Genomic DNA, 14,923 nt, shown 5'->3' with positions numbered 1-14,923 from the left:
ACTCTCTGGAAGCAATGACTGATTCCGTGTTGCAGAAGATCGTCTCCCGCATCGCCACTGAACTGGCGGTCCGGCCGCAGCAGGTTGCCGCCGCCGTCCAACTGCTGGACGAAGGCGCCACCGTGCCGTTCATCGCACGGTACCGCAAGGAAGTGACGGACAACCTGGACGACACGCAACTGCGCAACCTGGAAGAGCGCCTGCTGTACCTGCGCGAACTGGAAGACCGCCGCGCGGCCATCCTCGCCTCCATTGAAGAGCAAGGCAAGCTGACGGACGTCCTGCGCACCGCCATCGAGGCGGCCGAGACCAAGCAGGTGCTGGAAGACCTCTACCTGCCCTACAAGCCCAAGCGCCGCACGCGCGCCCAGATTGCCCGCGAATGCGGCCTGGAGCCGCTGGCCCAGGCGCTGCTGGCTGACCCGACGCTTGATCCGCAAACCGAAGCCGCCAAGTTCGTCAACGGCAACCCGACCGCCGACGGCGGCGTGCCGGACGTGAAGGCAGCGCTGGACGGCGCGCGCGACATCCTCTCCGAACAATTTGGCGAGACGGCCGAGCTGCTGGGCAAGGTGCGCGACCACCTGTGGAATCAAGGCCAGGTTTCGTCGACCGTCGTGGAAGGCAAGGAGACCGCCGAAGAAGAGAAATTCCGCGATTACTACGCGTATAGCGAGCCCATCCGCAACGTGCCGTCGCACCGCGCGCTGGCGCTGTTCCGCGGCCGCAATGCGGGCGTGCTGTTCGTCAAACTCGGGTTGGGCGAAGAACAGGACGCGCTGAACCCGCACCCGTGCGAAGTCATGATCGCGCGCCATGTCGGCATCGAAAACAAGGGGCGCGCGGCTGACAAGTGGCTGTCGGACGTGTGCCGCTGGTGCTGGCGCGTGAAGGTGCAGCCGCATATCGAGACCGAGCTGCTCACGCAACTGCGCGAGTCGGCAGAAGCCGAGGCCATCAAGATCTTCGGCCGCAATCTGCACGACCTGCTGCTGGCCGCGCCGGCTGGCCCGAAAGCCGTGATGGGCATCGATCCGGGCATCCGCACCGGCTGCAAGGTGGCCGTGGTCGACCACACCGGCAAGCTGCTGGAGACGGCCACCATTTATCCGCACGAGCCGCGTCGTGACTGGAACGGCTCGCTGGCCACGCTCGCCCGGCTGGCGAAGCAGCACGGCGTGGCACTGGTTTCCATCGGCAACGGCACAGCCAGCCGCGAGACCGACAAGTTGGTGCAAGACCTGATGCGCAACGCGCCGGAGCTGAAGCTGACCAAGATCGTGGTGAGCGAGGCCGGCGCATCGGTGTATTCGGCGTCGGAGCTGGCGGCCAAGGAATTCCCCGAGCTGGATGTGTCGCTGCGCGGCGCGGTGTCGATCGCACGACGCTTGCAAGACCCGCTGGCCGAACTCGTGAAGATCGATCCGAAGTCGATCGGTGTCGGCCAGTATCAGCATGACGTTAACCAGCGCGAGCTGGCCCGCGCACTGGACGCCATCGTCGAGGATTGCGTCAACGCGGTCGGCGTGGATGTCAACACGGCCTCTGCCCCGCTGCTGGCCCGTGTGTCGGGGCTGAACTCGATCCTCGCCAAGAACATCGTCGAGTACCGCGATGCGAACGGCGCGTTCCCCAACCGCGACGCGCTCAAGAAAGTGCCGCGCCTGGGCGACAAGACGTTCGAGCAGGCCGCCGGTTTCCTGCGCATCAATGACGGCGACAATCCGCTCGATCGCTCCTCGGTGCACCCGGAAGCGTATCCGGTGGTCAAGCGCATCCTGGACAGCATCAAGAAAGGCATCGGCGACGTGCTCGGCAACCGCGAGGCGCTGCGCGGTCTGACCGCCCGTGACTTCACCGACGAGAAATTCGGCCTGCCGACCGTGGTCGACATCCTGTCTGAACTGGAAAAGCCCGGCCGCGACCCGCGCCCCGAGTTCAAGACGGCGACGTTCCAGGACGGCGTGGAAGACATCAAGGACCTGCAGCCCGGCATGGTGCTCGAAGGCGTGGTGACGAACGTGGCGGCGTTTGGCGCCTTCATCGACATCGGCGTGCATCAGGATGGCCTGGTACACGTGTCGGCGCTGTCGACCAAGTTCGTGCGTGACCCGCATGAGGTGGTCAAGCCCGGCCAGATCGTCAAGGTCAAGGTGATGGAGGTGGACGTGAAGCGCAACCGCATCGGGCTGACGATGCGCCTGTCGGATGAGCCCGGTCAGGCGGCCGCGCGCACCGGCGGCGGCGACCGCCCGAGCAGCGGCGGCAGTCGCCACGGCGGCCAGCAACGTCGCCCGCCGGAACCGTCCGGCGCCATGGCAGAAGCGTTCGCCAAGCTCAAGCGCTAACGTGCATTCTGTTGAGTGGAACCCGCCCGGTTTTCGGACTCGGCGGGTTTTTTCATCGCCGCGTGCGGCCGTTACAAGTCCTTACGCGCATGGATCTTTCCTAACACTCATGCGTCGTCGGCCCGTCTTTTCGGCCCGTTAAGGAGACACAGGCGCACCGCCTGGGACCCACGAGGAGAAACGCCATGAAGACGAGCCATACCCTGATTGCCGCCCTGCTTGCTGTTGCCGGTACCGCCGCTTTCGCGCAGACCACGCCCGTCCAGCAAGTTCAGCAAGACAATCAGCAGATTCGCCAGGACAACCGTGACATCCGCCACGACAACCGCGATATCCGCCGTGATCGCGCGGACATCGGCGCCGACAAGGCCGCATTGAATGCCGACCGCGCCGCCCGCAACGCCGATCAACGCCGCGAAAACCGTGACCTGGCCAATGGCAACGTCGGGGGCGCCGAATACTGGAACAAGAAGCGCGCCGAAGAGCAGCATGAAGTCAACGCCGAGCGTCGCGACCTGCACCACGATCGCAAAGACCTGCGGCACGACGTGAAGGACCGCAACCACGACGTCCACGCCCGCAACGATGAAGTCCGCGAGCGCAATCACGCCGCTGCAAAGATGTAATTGCAGCGCCGCCCCAACAAACAAAACGGCCCGTGCGTCTCTCTCGCACGGGCCGTTTTGCTATGCAGCGGTAGGTTGATCAGATCTCGACCTTGGTACCCAGCTCCACCACGCGGTTGGCGGGGATGTGGAAGAAGTCCGACGGCTTGGCGCCGTTTTGATGCATCCACGCAAACAGACGCTCGCGCCACATCGACATACCCGGCAGCTTGGACGGCACCACCGACTCACGCGCGATGAAGAACGACGTATCCATCAATTCGCAGCGCGAGCCGATCTGCGGCTGACCGAGTTCGAGCACGCGGTAGACGTCCGGCGTTTCCTTGAAGCCGTATTCCGCCTTGACGATGTAGATGCCGCTGCCGAAATCCCGCACAGACACGCGGTGCTTGTCGTCCACGTACGGAATATCGCGCGTGACGAAGCTGATGAAGATCACGCGTTCGTGCAGCACGCGGTTGTGCTTCAGGTTATGCAGCAGCGACACGGGCACAAATTCAGTGTTGCCGGTCAGGAAGACGGCCGTGCCTTCCACGCGATGCGGCGGATGCGCCAGCAGGCCAGCCAGGAACGGCTCCAGCGGAATGCCATCCTCCAGACTGCGCGCGCGGACGAGCTTCTTGCCCTTGTACCAGGTCATCAGCAGGAAGAACACGGCACCGCCCAGCGTCAACGGGAACCAACCACCATCACGGATCTTCAACAGGTTCGCCGAGAAAAACGCCATGTCGACGACCAGGAAGCAGAGGCTCACCAGCGTCACCAACGCCGGGTGCCAGCGCCAGACCGAACGCATCACCACCGCGGCCAGTACCGTGGTGATGACCATCGTGGTCGTCACGGCAATACCGTAAGCAGCGGCCAGGTTGTCGGACTTCTTGAACGCCAGTACCACGCCCACCACCAGGATCAGCAGCATCCAGTTGACCATCGGCACGTAGATCTGGCCGATCTCGGCTTCCGACGTGTAGCGAATGCGCATGCGCGGCACAAAGCCAAGCTGGATCGCCTGGCTCGTCAGCGAAAACGCACCCGAAATCACGGCCTGCGAAGCAATGACGGTGGCTGCCGCGGCGAGCACCACCATCGGCAGTTGCAACGCTTCGGGCACTGAACGGTAGAACGGGTTTTCAATGGTGCTCGGGTCGGTCAGCAGCATCGCGCCCTGGCCGAAGTAGTTGAGCAGCAGGCTCGGCGCCACGATAAAGAACCATGCCCAGCGGATCGGGCGGGCGCCAAAATGGCCCATGTCGGCGTACAGCGCTTCAGCACCCGTCAGCACCAGGAACACCGAACCGAGCACGATGAACGCCTGCAGCGCGTGGTCATGCAGGAACGAAATCGCGTACATCGGGTTGATGGCTACGAGCACCTGCGGCGCCTTCACCAGATTCATCATGCCCAGCGCAGCCAGGGCGGCAAACCACAGCAGCATCACCGGGCCGAACAGCTTGCCGACCACCGATGTGCCGCTGCGCTGAATCAGGAACAGCGCCGCCAGGATCACGATCGTGATCGGCAGCACAAACGGCGACAGCGCGGGCGCGGCGATCTCCAGGCCTTCCATCGCGGAGAGCACCGAGATGGCTGGGGTGATGACCGCGTCGCCATAGAACATGCACGCGCCGAAGACGCCCAGCATCATCAGCAGCGACATGCGCCTCGAATCGGTATTGGCCGTCCGCAGCGACAGCGCCATCAGCGCGAGAATGCCGCCCTCGCCGTTGTTGTCGGCGCGCATGACGAACAGCACATACTTGAGCGATACCACGATCACCATCGCCCAGAACAGCATGGAGATGATGCCGAGCACCGCGGCACTGGAGAACGGAATGCCGTGATCGGGGCTGAAGCATTCCTTGAGCGAATACAGCGGACTGGTGCCGATGTCTCCGAAAACCACACCGACGGCGCCGATCACCATGGCGCGCAGGTTCACGTTGGTCTGGGGCGACCCGGTTGCTGTTAGAGCTTGACTCATGAACTTGGAAATCGGCCGGACGGCTGGCCGTTCAAAAAATCGTGCATTGCACAATGAGGGCGGATTGTACTCCCCGGCTTCGTCGCGCCAACCCCTCAAACGGCCATTCGTTGCCGCAGTGCATCACGATGCACCGGCCTGCCGGCAAAGCGTTCCACGCGGCGGAAAGAAAATTGCCCTGGCATCGAAAACCCGCTGAAACCACATTGTCGGGTACCGGTCGCCTCAGTTGGCGCAAGCACCACAGACCGTGCATGCTGTGCTGCACATAGCCGAAAGTAGGACAGCGGCCGACAGAACTTTGTAGGAAAATGCCTGACAAACCTTCATTGCAAACTTTGTTGAGCGACTGGTAACCAGCCCGCCCGACGCTTCCGAAACGGGGATGGCTTTGCCCCACTCATCCATCCGCATCTTGGGTCGCTCCAAGCCTTCACTGACTGCACTGATCGTGTTGCTGGTCGTGGCCGCGCTATTGTTTGCGATCCCGCGCATGATCCTGCCGTGGGCGCAATCGGCCTTCCTGCAGAACCTCGACCCGGCGGTTTGGGCCGATTACGCCGGCCCATACGACCTGGCAGCCGCAGTGGTGGCTGCCAGCGCGCTCATCATCTTCCTGCTCCGCCGCTAAGGGCGGCGCGTTTGCCGCACCTGTTTTAGCGCGCCAACGCGCGCGCGCATTCGGCAACCAAGGCGGGGCCACGATAGATCAATCCCGTATAAAGCTGCACCAGTTGCGCGCCCGCGTCGATCTTCTCGCGCGCATGCTCGCCGGCCAGGATGCCGCCCACACCGATGATGGGTACCGCATCGCCCAGCAGACCGTGCAAGGCGCGAATCACCCGTGTCGAGCCTTGGCGCACCGGCTGGCCCGACAAGCCGCCCGCCTCTTCCGCATGCGCCAGACCGGCCACGGCTTCACGGCTGATCGTCGTGTTGGTCGCAATCACGCCGTCCATCTTGTGGCGCAGGAGCGCGTCGGCAACGTTGGCAATCTGGTCGTCATCCAAATCCGGCGCGATCTTTAGCGCCACCGGCACGTAGCGCTTGTGCTGATCTGCCAGACGCTGCTGTGCGTCGCGCAGCGTACCCAGCAGGCTGTCCAGCTCGCTCGCGCCTTGCAGTTGGCGCAGGTTCTTCGTGTTCGGCGACGAAATGTTCACCGTGACGTAGCTTGCATGCGGATACACGCGCTCCAGGCAATGCAGGTAATCGTCGACGGCGCGCTCGATAGGCGTGTCGGCGTTCTTGCCGATGTTCAAGCCCAGCACGCCGCCGGCCTCGCGCCACTTCGAAGCCTTCACGTTATTGATGAATGCATCGACACCGCCGTTGTTGAACCCCATGCGGTTGATGAGCGCATTGGCCGCCGGCAAGCGGAACATGCGCGGCCGTGGGTTACCGGGCTGCGCGCGCGGCGTGACCGTCCCGACTTCAATGAAGCCGAAGCCAAGCGCGCCCAGCGCGTCGATATACGCGCCGTCCTTGTCCAGGCCGGCAGCCAGCCCCACCGGGTTGGGAAACTTCACACCCATCACCGTGCGCGGCTGCGCGGCGACACGACCACCGATACAGCCGGAAAGGCCCATCGCGTGCGCCCGCTTGAGCTGGTTCAACGTGAAGTGATGCGCGTCTTCGGGGTCCATCGAAAACAGCAGCGGGCGGGCAAGCGGGTACAGGGCGTTGAGCACGGTCGGAATCAAGAGAAGAACGCGAAAGGCGGCATTGTAAACGGCCCGCACGTCGCAATGCATCGCGCGCGCCGCTTTCGAACGTAGCGGCGCGCGATGTGTCCAATGATGCGTCTGCGCCTGGGTTCGCGAGCCCGTTACATGGGCAGCACGCACCATCAATATGCATGCCGCACGAGAAAAGTGTTGCATCGCCGCACAGGTCTCGCTATACTCTTTTATTCGACGGACGCGGGGTGGAGCAGTCTGGCAGCTCGTCGGGCTCATAACCCGAAGGTCGCAGGTTCAAATCCTGCCCCCGCAACCAGCCAGAAAGTCGAATGCGTTTCTACGGACGCGGGGTGGAGCAGTCTGGCAGCTCGTCGGGCTCATAACCCGAAGGTCGCAGGTTCAAATCCTGCCCCCGCAACCAGCTAAGTAGAACGGCTCGCTCCAAGACCTGAGCCGAATCATCAAGCCCGCACCCAGCGGGCTTTTTGCTTTTCCGGGCAGTGTTTTGCACGGTTCTACGCAGCGTTTCGCGTGCAACTCAGTCGATACGCGCGCCCCACCCCGTGCCGCACGGGACCGCATCGCCGCGGTGATACACTGAGACATTCCACCCGCGACGATTCCCCATGAAATTCTGTTCCAACTGCGGCCAGTCAGTCGTCTCGCGCATTCCCGCCGGTGACAACCGACTGCGCGACGTTTGCGACCATTGCAATACGATTCACTATGTGAATCCGCGCAACGTGGTCGGCACCGTGCCGGTTTGGAACGATCAGATCCTCCTGTGCAAGCGCGCGATCGAGCCGCGCTACGGCTTCTGGACCTTGCCCGCAGGCTTCATGGAAATCGGGGAGACCACCGCCGAGGCCGCCAATCGCGAAACCCAGGAAGAAGCCGGCGCCAACGTCGAAATCGGTGAGTTGTATTCGGTGCTCAACGTGCCGCACGTGCACCAGGTCCACCTGTTTTACCTGGCCAAGCTGAACGATCTGGATTTCGCGCCAGGTGAAGAAAGCCTGGAAGTCGCACTCTTCAACGAAGCCGACATCCCCTGGGATGATCTGGCCTTCCCGACTGTCATCCACACGCTGCGCTGTTTCTTTGCAGACCGCGCGGCCGGCAAGCTCGCCGACGGCAGCTTCCGCCTCCATACGCTCGACATCTATAAGCCGATGCGCTCCGCCGCGATCGATACACCGGCCACGACGCCTTAACACGCCACCAACGTTGTCCGCATCATGATCGCCTGGCTGGATCCGCACGATCCCTTCCCGCCGGTCGATCGCGCGCTCGGGCCAGACTCTGAAGCGCCTGGGCTGCTGGCCGCCAGCGCCGAACTATCGCCGCAACGGCTTTTAATTGCGTACCGGCAAGGCATTTTTCCGTGGTACGCCCAGGGCCAGCCGGTGCTGTGGTGGAGCACCGATCCGCGCATGGTGCTGCGCCCAGAAAACTTTCGCGTGTCGACCACGTTTCGCAAGACGCTGCGCCGCGCGCTTGACGATCCGGCCTGGGAAATCCGCATCGACCACGGCTTCCGCGAAACGATGGTCGCCTGCGCCACCACGGCCCGCCCTGGGCAGCACGGCACATGGATCACCGAAGATGTCATTCAGGCGTATACCGCCCTGCACCGCCGTGGCTACGCGCACAGCGTCGAAACATGGCACGCCGGGCAGCGCGTGGGGGGCCTGTACGGTGTGGCGCTGGGCCGCATGTTCTACGGTGAGTCGATGTTTGCCCATCGCACCGATGCCTCGAAAATCGCGCTCGCGGCGCTCTGCGCCTTCCTCGGCGGTCAGGGCGTCGCGATGATAGACTGCCAGCAGGAGACCGAGCATCTGGCGTCGCTGGGCGGTGCCCCGGTGCCGCGCGCGGCGTTTCTCGCACATGTGCGCGAGGCGGCCAACGCGCCGGCCATCGTGCCGTGGCACTTCGACAAATCGGTGCTCCGTCGGTGGACCGTGCGCAATGAGCAAGCTTAAGGAACTTCCCCTCTCGGCATTGCAGTTCTATGCAACCGCGCCGTACGCATGCAGCTATCTCGATGGCCGCTTGGCGCGTTCGCAGGTCGCCACGCCGGCACATCTCATCAACGCAGACGTCTACTCGAAGCTCGTGCGCGCCGGCTTTCGGCGCAGCGGCATCTTCACCTATCGGCCGCACTGCGACGATTGCCACGCATGCACGCCGTGCCGTGTCGTCGTCGATCAATACGCACCGTCGCGGGCACAGCGCCGCGCCGCCGAGCGGCATCAAGCCCTTGAGGCCCTGGTTGCACCGCTCACCTATGTCGAAGAGCACTATCAGCTCTACCTGCTGTACCAGTCGGTCCGCCATGCGGGCGGCGGCATGGATCACGACAGCCGCGATCAATACGAGCAGTTCCTGCTGCAGAGCCGCGTGAATTCGCGCTTGGTGGAGTTTCGCGAGCCGCCCGAATCGCCATCGGCGGGCAAACTCCGCATGGTGAGCATGATCGACGTGCTGGAAGACGGGCTGTCGTCGGTCTACACGTTCTACGACCCGATCGAGCAGAGGGCGAGTTACGGAACGTACAACGTCCTGTGGCAGATCGCCCAGGCGCAGGCGCTGGACCTGCCCTACGTCTATCTCGGCTACTGGATCGAGCAGAGCCGCAAGATGGCCTACAAGGCCTTGTTCCAGCCGCTGGAACTGCTTGTCAATGGCGAGTGGCGGCGGTTTGAAGACGTCGCGCCGCAAGCCGCGGAAGGATGATCAGCGCGACGTGCGCTCGACCCCGACATCGACCACGCCGTACGTGCTGATGTTGGAACTCTCGCGGTATTGATCGCGCGAAGTCGTGCAGCCTGCCAACGCGCCGGCTGCGCAAACCAAACCAGCCGTCCAGAGTGCGGCGCGCTTCCACCAAGTGGTTTTGTTCATGAGGTCGATTCCTTTCAGGGCGTGGTCGAAAGCCGCTCGGCGAGCGCCGTGTTGTTTGTGCGGACCATGCCCGGAATCAGGAACATGTCCACCAGCACCCACAGCCCACCGATGACAGCCAGCACCCAGCCCGCGGTGTTACCCATGTCACGAAATGCCAGCCATGTACCGCCGATGTTGGCGATGGCCTGCGCGATACCGCTGCCCGGCCGCTTCAGGTAGAAGCGATGCGCCCCCAGGAAGCCCAGCAGAAACCACCACAGGTAAGCCACGCCCGAACTTTTCTTCTGGGCGTCGTACAGCATGATTTCGCGGGCGGTCTGGTTCATGGCATTGGCTGACACGGGGATAAGCTCTCAGACACTAGCACGCATCCCGCGTTCCATGTCGACCAGCGATTACATGCTCGCCAATTTGGCCTCGGCCTTATCCGTCCACAACCGCATTTCGGCCAGAAGCGACGACGGCGAGAACGAGCAGCTCTCTTCGCCAAACGACACCGCCATATCGAGCCGCTGCAGCAAGGAGCACCGCACCTGATCGTACGCCGGAGGCAAGATCGCCAACGGTGCGAGCACGGCATCGTCGCGCCATTGATTGAGCAGGTGCGGCAAATCGGCTGACTTTGCGTGGCGATCGAGCGCGTCGCGCAGCGTTTGGAGGGATTCAGCGATGGTCATGCTCGGGCCTTCTTTTCACGGTACAGCTCACGGAATGTTTTGCCTGCGGGGGCCGGCATGTCGCGTGTATCCGTCCAACCTTTGCCGACGGGCAGCGAGTGGATCAACTTCTTGTCCCCGCCCATCCAGCGCAGCACGCGCGCTGCCACCCAGGTACCGGCCGAATACAGCGCCGGTCGCCGTGCCATGAAGCCCCACACGCGCAAACCGAAGCGTTCCGCCTGCGGGCGAAGTTCGCGCTCCATCTGTTTTTCGCGCAGCGTACGCAGCAGGTCCGACAACGGAATCGACGCGGGACACACGCGATTGCATTCACCACACAGCGTCGCCGCTTGCGGCAAGTCCAGCGCGTTCGACAGCCCAACGTAGCTCGGTGTCAGCACGCTGCCCATCGGGCCCGGATACACCCAGCCGTACGCGTGGCCGCCGATCTTCTGATAGACCGGGCAATGGTTCATGCACGCGCCGCACCGGATGCAACGCAGCATCTCCTGGAATTCGCCGCCGATCAGCCCGCTGCGACCGCCGTCGACGATGACGAAGTACATATGCTCGGGGCCGTCCTTCTCGCCGGGCGCGCGCGGGCCTGTCAGCAGCGAGAAATAATTCGAGATCGCCTGCCCCGTGGCGGAGCGCGGCAGCAAGCGCATGACGGTCGCCAGATCCTCCAGCGTCGGCAGCACTTTCTCGATACCCGTCACGGCAACGTGCACACGCGGCATGATCGTGCACATGCCCTCGTTGCCCTCATTGGTGACGATCGCCACGGAGCCCGTCTCGGCAATGATGAAATTGCCACCCGTGACCCCCATGTCGGCGGAGAGAAACGCGGGCCGCAGCACCTCGCGGGCCTCGCGCGTCATCTCGGGAATATCGGTCAGCCGCGGCTTGTTGTGCGTCCTGGCGAACAGATCGGCGATCTCTTCCTTATCCTTGTGCACCACCGGCGCAATGATGTGCGACGGCGGCTCGCTGTCGTTGATCTGCAGGATGTACTCGCCCAGATCGGTCTCGATGCTCTGCACGCCCATCTCGCCGAGCACCTGATTCAGGCGCATTTCTTCGGTCACCATCGACTTGCTCTTGATGACCTTCTTGACGTCGTGCTTGCGGGCGATCTCGGCGACCAAGCGCGCGGCATCGGCCGTGGTTTCGGCAAACAGCACCTTGGCACCACGGCGCGTCGCCTCTGCCTCGAACGTGGCGAGCCACACGTCAAGGTTTTCTAGCGCGCGGTTGCGGCGCTCCTTCAACGCTTCGCGCGTGGCCGGAAAATCGATGTCCTGGATGGCCGCCGCACGTGCTGTCACGAACTTGGTCGAGAGCTTGGTGAGGTTCTGCTGCAGGCGCTTGTCGGCGAGCTTTTGCCCGGCGCGCGCCTTGAATTCCATGCTGCGGACTTGCATGCGATTGCGTCTCCGTCGTGTTCTTGGCGTCGCGATTACGCGTCGCCGGCGAGGACTTGCGCGATGTGCAGCACGCGCGTGTGCGTGTCGCCCGTACGGCGCAGCCGGCCTTCGATATTGAGCATGCAGCCAACGTCGCCGAGCACCACGGCATCGGCGCCGCTGGCCTTGATGTTGGCGCATTTCTCATCCGCAATCGCGGTGGAGATATCGCCATATTTGATTGAGAACGTGCCGCCGAAACCGCAGCACGCTTCGCAGGCGGGCATCTCGGTCAGCTGCACGCCGGGCAGTTTGCCGAGCAGCGCTCGCGGCTGCGCCTTCACGCCCAACTCGCGCAGGCCGGAGCACGAATCGTGATACGTCACGTGACCGTGGAATTCGGAGTCGAGCGATTCGATGCGCGCCACGTTGACGAGAAAATCAGTCAGTTCGTACACACGCGGCGCCAGGCGCTCATAGCGACCCGCCAGCTCCGGATCATCGCGAAAGAGATCGGCGTAGCCCTTGCGGATCATGCCGCCGCACGAACCGGACGGGATGACGACGTAGTCGAACTGCTCGAATTCCTTGAGCGTTTTCTCGGCCAAGTCGCGGGCCAAGGGGCGATCGCCGGAGTTGTAGGCTGGCTGACCACAGCAGGTTTGCGCGGGCGGCACCACGACGTCGTAACCCGCCTTTTCCAGCAGCTTGAGCACCGAAAACCCGATCTCGGGCCGCATCAGATCAATCAGGCAAGTGACGAACAAACCTACGCGCATGGGAGTCTCGTGTGTTCTGCGGGAAGCCGCCATTATGCGCCTGCCGCCGCGCGTGGCGCGGGTCTACGGGCACAGAACTTCTTCATGCGGGTGGTGAGTGCGCTTCACGAGGTGGCGCCAAGCACAGTTGCTGGCCGACCGAGAAAGCCCTCGAAAATACCCGGAATCATGCGTCGGGAGGGTGCGCATTTTCACATCGTGGGATAGAATTTTGCATCGCATCCGCAACCCACTGCACCCATGGCAGAAGCAGACAAGGACCCCGGCAAGACGTCCATCCAGGTCATCGAACGCATGATGATGCTGCTCGACGCCCTTGCCGATCACGCCGATCCGGTCAGCCTGAAGGCGCTGTCGGCCAGCACCGGCCTGCACCCGTCCACCGCGCACCGCATCCTGAACGACATGGTGGCCTGCCGCTTTGTCGACCGCTCCGACCCGGGCAGCTACCGTCTCGGCATGCGCTTGCTGGAACTCGGCAACCTCGTCAAGGCGCGGCTCTCGGTACGGGAAGCGGCGCTCGCGCCGATGCGCGCCCTGCACCGCCTGACCGGCCAGACCGTCAACCTCTCGGTACGCCAGGGCGACGAGATCGTCTACATCGAGCGCGCCTATTCCGAGCGCTCCGGCATGCAAGTGGTGCGCGCTATCGGTGGCCGCGCGCCGTTGCACCTGACTTCGGTCGGCAAGTTGTTCCTGGCCGCCGACGAACTCGGCCGTGTGCGGGCCTATGCCACACGCACCGGCTTGTCAGGCCACACCCGCACGTCGATCACGGACTTGCCCAAGCTGGAACGTGAACTCAACTGGGTGCGCACCAACGGCTATGCGCGTGACAACGAAGAGCTGGAACTTGGCGTGCGCTGCATCGCCGCCGGCATCTATGATGATTCGCGCCGGCTCGTGGCGGGCTTGTCACTGTCCGCACCGGCTGACCGGTTGCAGGACAGCTGGCTCGACAATCTCAAAGACACCGCGCTGCAAATCTCCAAAGGGATGGGCTACACGCACGAGGAAGATACTGTGCGCGCAGAGTAAGCCGCCGGCGTTGACCAACAAAAAAGCGCGTTCGATGACGCGCTTTTTTGTTGGGCGATGCCCGGCTCAAGCGCCGTGCTGGTCCGATGCCAGCACGGTTGCCGGCTGCGTCGACACTGGCACATTTCGCAGCGGCGCTGCAGCCTGCGTAGCCGGCTCGATGTGCGGATTGCGCTCCAGCCAATTGCGCACGCGCGTGGCGTCTGCAAAACGCGTGAGGTTGCCGGCCGAATCCAGGAACACCATCACCACATTGCGGCCATGCACATTGGCCTGCATCACCAGGCAGCGGCCTGCTTCGTTGATGAAGCCGGTCTTCTGCAGACCGATATCCCATTCGCCACCGCGCACCAAACGGTTGGTGTTGACGTAGTGCAGCGTGCGGCCGTTGGCGCTGACCGTATGTTCAGGGGTCGTCGTGAATTGACGAATGAGCGGCACCTTGTAGGCGGCCATCACGATCTTGGCAAGATCCTGCGCGCTCGACACGTTGCTGCTCGACAGGCCGTTCGAATCGACATAGTGCGTGTCGTTCATGCCAAGCTCGCGCGCCTTGCGATTCATCGCGGCAACGAATGCCGGACGACCGCCCGGATAGTTGCGGCCAAGCGCGGAGGCTGCACGGTTTTCCGACGACATCAGCGCCAGCAGCAGCAGGTCTTCGCGCGTGAGCATCGTCCCGAAACGCAGACGCGAGCCGGTATTGCGCTCGTAGTCACGGTCGTCATCGGTAATCTCAAGCAGCTCGTCCATCGGCTGATGTGCATCGGTCACGACCAGCGCAGTCATCAGCTTGGTGATGGAGGCAATCGGCAGCACGGCCGACGAATTCTTCTGGAACAGAACTTCGCCGTTGTTCTGGTCCATCACCAGCGCGACGGAGGAACGCAGCGCCAACGCATCGGGCGTCGAACGCAGGCCCATCGCTTCACCAAGCGTCGGCGATGCGGGCACAAACGCAGCGCGCACGGGGCGTGCACCACGCTCGACCATGATCACGCGGCGTTTGCCTTTGACGGTGACGACCTTGCGCACTTTGCTGGAGGCGACTTCATCGCTGCTCGCCGCCGCGACTTTGGCGCTGGCCTTGCGATTGGCGACGGTCTTGCCTTTGGATTTGGCTTTCTTGCTGGCGGCGGGTTTTTTGTCGGTCGTGGCAGCGTTGGCCACGGTAGCGACAGAGACGGCAGCGAGCGCGACGGTCATCAGCGAAACAAAGCCGAGACGTCGAAAAAATGAGGAAACAGACCGTGACATGGTTCGATCACCCGCGCGTGAGATGGCGCAAGTGTAGGCAAAAACAAAATTCTTAGCAAGATGAAGGACTTAGCTCACGGCCTTAAAGTTTGACCTCTGGAGCCTTATCATTCGGTCATCATTTCGACGCAATTGTCTGCTGGAGCAGGAACCCAATTGCGAAGAAAGTTGCTCAAGACGCATATTGCGCCCGGTGTGGAGTCGGAAATTGGGGGCGGAGAATACCCCGGGATCTCG

The 14,923-nt window shown here is 63.1% G+C and carries 15 protein-coding genes and 2 tRNA genes; 9 read left to right on the top strand and 8 right to left on the bottom strand.

The window, feature by feature from the left end; all coding sequences use genetic code 11:
* Positions 1 to 14: 14 nt before the first annotated feature.
* Positions 15 to 2,348, top strand: coding sequence for a Tex family protein (locus N511_RS0122350; protein WP_027681292.1), 2,334 nt, complete (start codon positions 15 to 17; stop codon positions 2,346 to 2,348).
* Positions 2,349 to 2,533: 185 nt separating this feature from the next.
* Entirely contained in the window at positions 2,534 to 2,974 is a 441-nt protein-coding gene (locus N511_RS0122345) for a hypothetical protein (protein WP_027681291.1), read from the top strand.
* 79 nt (positions 2,975 to 3,053) lie between these two features.
* Here the strand turns inward: N511_RS0122345 and N511_RS0122340 are convergent, their stop codons facing one another.
* A complete protein-coding gene (locus N511_RS0122340; protein WP_027681290.1) occupies positions 3,054 to 4,955 on the bottom strand; it encodes a potassium transporter Kup in 1,902 nt (633 codons plus the stop codon).
* 391 nt (positions 4,956 to 5,346) lie between these two features.
* Here N511_RS0122340 and N511_RS0122335 point away from each other — a divergent pair, with 391 nt between their 5' ends.
* A complete protein-coding gene (locus tag N511_RS0122335) occupies positions 5,347 to 5,586 on the top strand; it encodes a hypothetical protein (protein ID WP_027681289.1) in 240 nt (79 codons plus the stop codon).
* A 25-nt stretch (positions 5,587 to 5,611) separates the two neighbouring features.
* Here N511_RS0122335 and N511_RS0122330 read toward each other — a convergent pair whose 3' ends face one another.
* On the bottom strand, positions 5,612 to 6,646 hold the full coding sequence (locus N511_RS0122330) for a quinone-dependent dihydroorotate dehydrogenase (RefSeq protein WP_027681288.1): 1,035 nt from the start codon (positions 6,644 to 6,646) through the stop codon (positions 5,612 to 5,614).
* A gap of 230 nt (positions 6,647 to 6,876) precedes the next feature.
* Between N511_RS0122330 and N511_RS0122325 the strand changes: the two genes are divergently transcribed.
* From N511_RS0122325 to N511_RS0122305, 5 genes are all read left to right on the top strand, one after another.
* Positions 6,877 to 6,953, top strand: a tRNA-Met gene (locus N511_RS0122325).
* Between the two features lie 28 nt (positions 6,954 to 6,981).
* Positions 6,982 to 7,058 (top strand) — tRNA-Met (locus tag N511_RS0122320).
* A 205-nt stretch (positions 7,059 to 7,263) separates the two neighbouring features.
* Positions 7,264 to 7,851: an NUDIX hydrolase gene (locus N511_RS0122315; RefSeq protein WP_027681287.1), complete on the top strand. Its 588-nt coding sequence runs from the start codon at positions 7,264 to 7,266 to the stop codon at positions 7,849 to 7,851.
* Positions 7,852 to 7,875: 24 nt separating this feature from the next.
* Positions 7,876 to 8,622 (top strand): leucyl/phenylalanyl-tRNA--protein transferase, encoded by a 747-nt coding sequence (aat, locus tag N511_RS0122310; protein ID WP_027681286.1) that lies wholly within the window; start codon positions 7,876 to 7,878, stop codon positions 8,620 to 8,622.
* Complete coding sequence (locus N511_RS0122305) at positions 8,609 to 9,376, top strand: arginyltransferase (protein WP_027681285.1); 768 nt, start codon at positions 8,609 to 8,611, stop codon at positions 9,374 to 9,376. Before aat ends, N511_RS0122305 begins: the two co-directional genes overlap by 14 nt.
* Here N511_RS0122305 and N511_RS25415 read toward each other — a convergent pair whose 3' ends face one another.
* The 5 genes from N511_RS25415 to N511_RS0122280 form a co-directional block, all read right to left on the bottom strand.
* Positions 9,377 to 9,544, bottom strand: a complete 168-nt coding sequence (locus tag N511_RS25415; protein WP_004627138.1) for a hypothetical protein — start codon at positions 9,542 to 9,544, stop codon at positions 9,377 to 9,379.
* A 14-nt stretch (positions 9,545 to 9,558) separates the two neighbouring features.
* Complete coding sequence (locus N511_RS0122295; RefSeq protein ID WP_027681284.1) at positions 9,559 to 9,873, bottom strand: TM2 domain-containing protein; 315 nt, start codon at positions 9,871 to 9,873, stop codon at positions 9,559 to 9,561.
* 69 nt (positions 9,874 to 9,942) lie between these two features.
* Complete coding sequence (locus N511_RS0122290; protein WP_027681283.1) at positions 9,943 to 10,224, bottom strand: hypothetical protein; 282 nt, start codon at positions 10,222 to 10,224, stop codon at positions 9,943 to 9,945.
* A complete protein-coding gene (locus N511_RS0122285; protein WP_027681282.1) occupies positions 10,221 to 11,630 on the bottom strand; it encodes a LutB/LldF family L-lactate oxidation iron-sulfur protein in 1,410 nt (469 codons plus the stop codon). The genes N511_RS0122290 and N511_RS0122285 overlap by 4 nt, the downstream gene beginning before the upstream one ends.
* 35 nt (positions 11,631 to 11,665) lie before the next feature.
* Entirely contained in the window at positions 11,666 to 12,391 is a 726-nt protein-coding gene (locus tag N511_RS0122280; RefSeq protein WP_027681281.1) for a (Fe-S)-binding protein, read from the bottom strand.
* Between the two features lie 240 nt (positions 12,392 to 12,631).
* On the opposite strand from N511_RS0122280, the gene N511_RS0122275 reads away from it, so the two are divergent.
* The gene (locus tag N511_RS0122275) at positions 12,632 to 13,429 is read left to right on the top strand and encodes an IclR family transcriptional regulator (protein ID WP_027681280.1); all 798 of its coding nucleotides are present in this window, start codon (positions 12,632 to 12,634) and stop codon (positions 13,427 to 13,429) included.
* 66 nt (positions 13,430 to 13,495) lie between these two features.
* On the opposite strand, the gene pbpG is transcribed toward N511_RS0122275, so the two are convergent.
* Positions 13,496 to 14,686: a D-alanyl-D-alanine endopeptidase gene (gene pbpG, locus N511_RS0122270; protein ID WP_037027202.1), complete on the bottom strand. Its 1,191-nt coding sequence runs from the start codon at positions 14,684 to 14,686 to the stop codon at positions 13,496 to 13,498.
* Positions 14,687 to 14,923 lie beyond the last annotated feature (237 nt).

The sequence above is a fragment of the Ralstonia sp. UNC404CL21Col genome, from assembly GCF_000620465.1.
GTDB lineage: Bacteria > Pseudomonadota > Gammaproteobacteria > Burkholderiales > Burkholderiaceae > Ralstonia > Ralstonia flatus.
The sequence above is the reverse complement of the archived record's forward strand: the minus strand, read 5'-3'. Positions and strand labels throughout refer to the sequence as shown.

Coding starts and splice junctions, on each gene's coding strand:
- N511_RS0122345 (WP_027681291.1), top strand. CDS start 2,534: ATGAAGACGAGCCATACCCTGATTGCCGCCCTGCTTGCTGTTGCCGGT.
- N511_RS0122295 (WP_027681284.1), bottom strand. CDS start 9,873: ATGAACCAGACCGCCCGCGAAATCATGCTGTACGACGCCCAGAAGAAA.
- aat (WP_027681286.1), top strand. CDS start 7,876: ATGATCGCCTGGCTGGATCCGCACGATCCCTTCCCGCCGGTCGATCGC.
- pbpG (WP_037027202.1), bottom strand. CDS start 14,686: ATGTCACGGTCTGTTTCCTCATTTTTTCGACGTCTCGGCTTTGTTTCG.
- N511_RS0122350 (WP_027681292.1), top strand. CDS start 15: ATGACTGATTCCGTGTTGCAGAAGATCGTCTCCCGCATCGCCACTGAA.
- N511_RS0122315 (WP_027681287.1), top strand. CDS start 7,264: ATGAAATTCTGTTCCAACTGCGGCCAGTCAGTCGTCTCGCGCATTCCC.
- N511_RS0122280 (WP_027681281.1), bottom strand. CDS start 12,391: ATGCGCGTAGGTTTGTTCGTCACTTGCCTGATTGATCTGATGCGGCCC.
- N511_RS0122275 (WP_027681280.1), top strand. CDS start 12,632: ATGGCAGAAGCAGACAAGGACCCCGGCAAGACGTCCATCCAGGTCATC.
- N511_RS0122285 (WP_027681282.1), bottom strand. CDS start 11,630: ATGCAAGTCCGCAGCATGGAATTCAAGGCGCGCGCCGGGCAAAAGCTC.
- N511_RS0122290 (WP_027681283.1), bottom strand. CDS start 10,224: ATGACCATCGCTGAATCCCTCCAAACGCTGCGCGACGCGCTCGATCGC.
- N511_RS0122340 (WP_027681290.1), bottom strand. CDS start 4,955: ATGAGTCAAGCTCTAACAGCAACCGGGTCGCCCCAGACCAACGTGAAC.
- N511_RS0122305 (WP_027681285.1), top strand. CDS start 8,609: ATGAGCAAGCTTAAGGAACTTCCCCTCTCGGCATTGCAGTTCTATGCA.
- N511_RS25415 (WP_004627138.1), bottom strand. CDS start 9,544: ATGAACAAAACCACTTGGTGGAAGCGCGCCGCACTCTGGACGGCTGGT.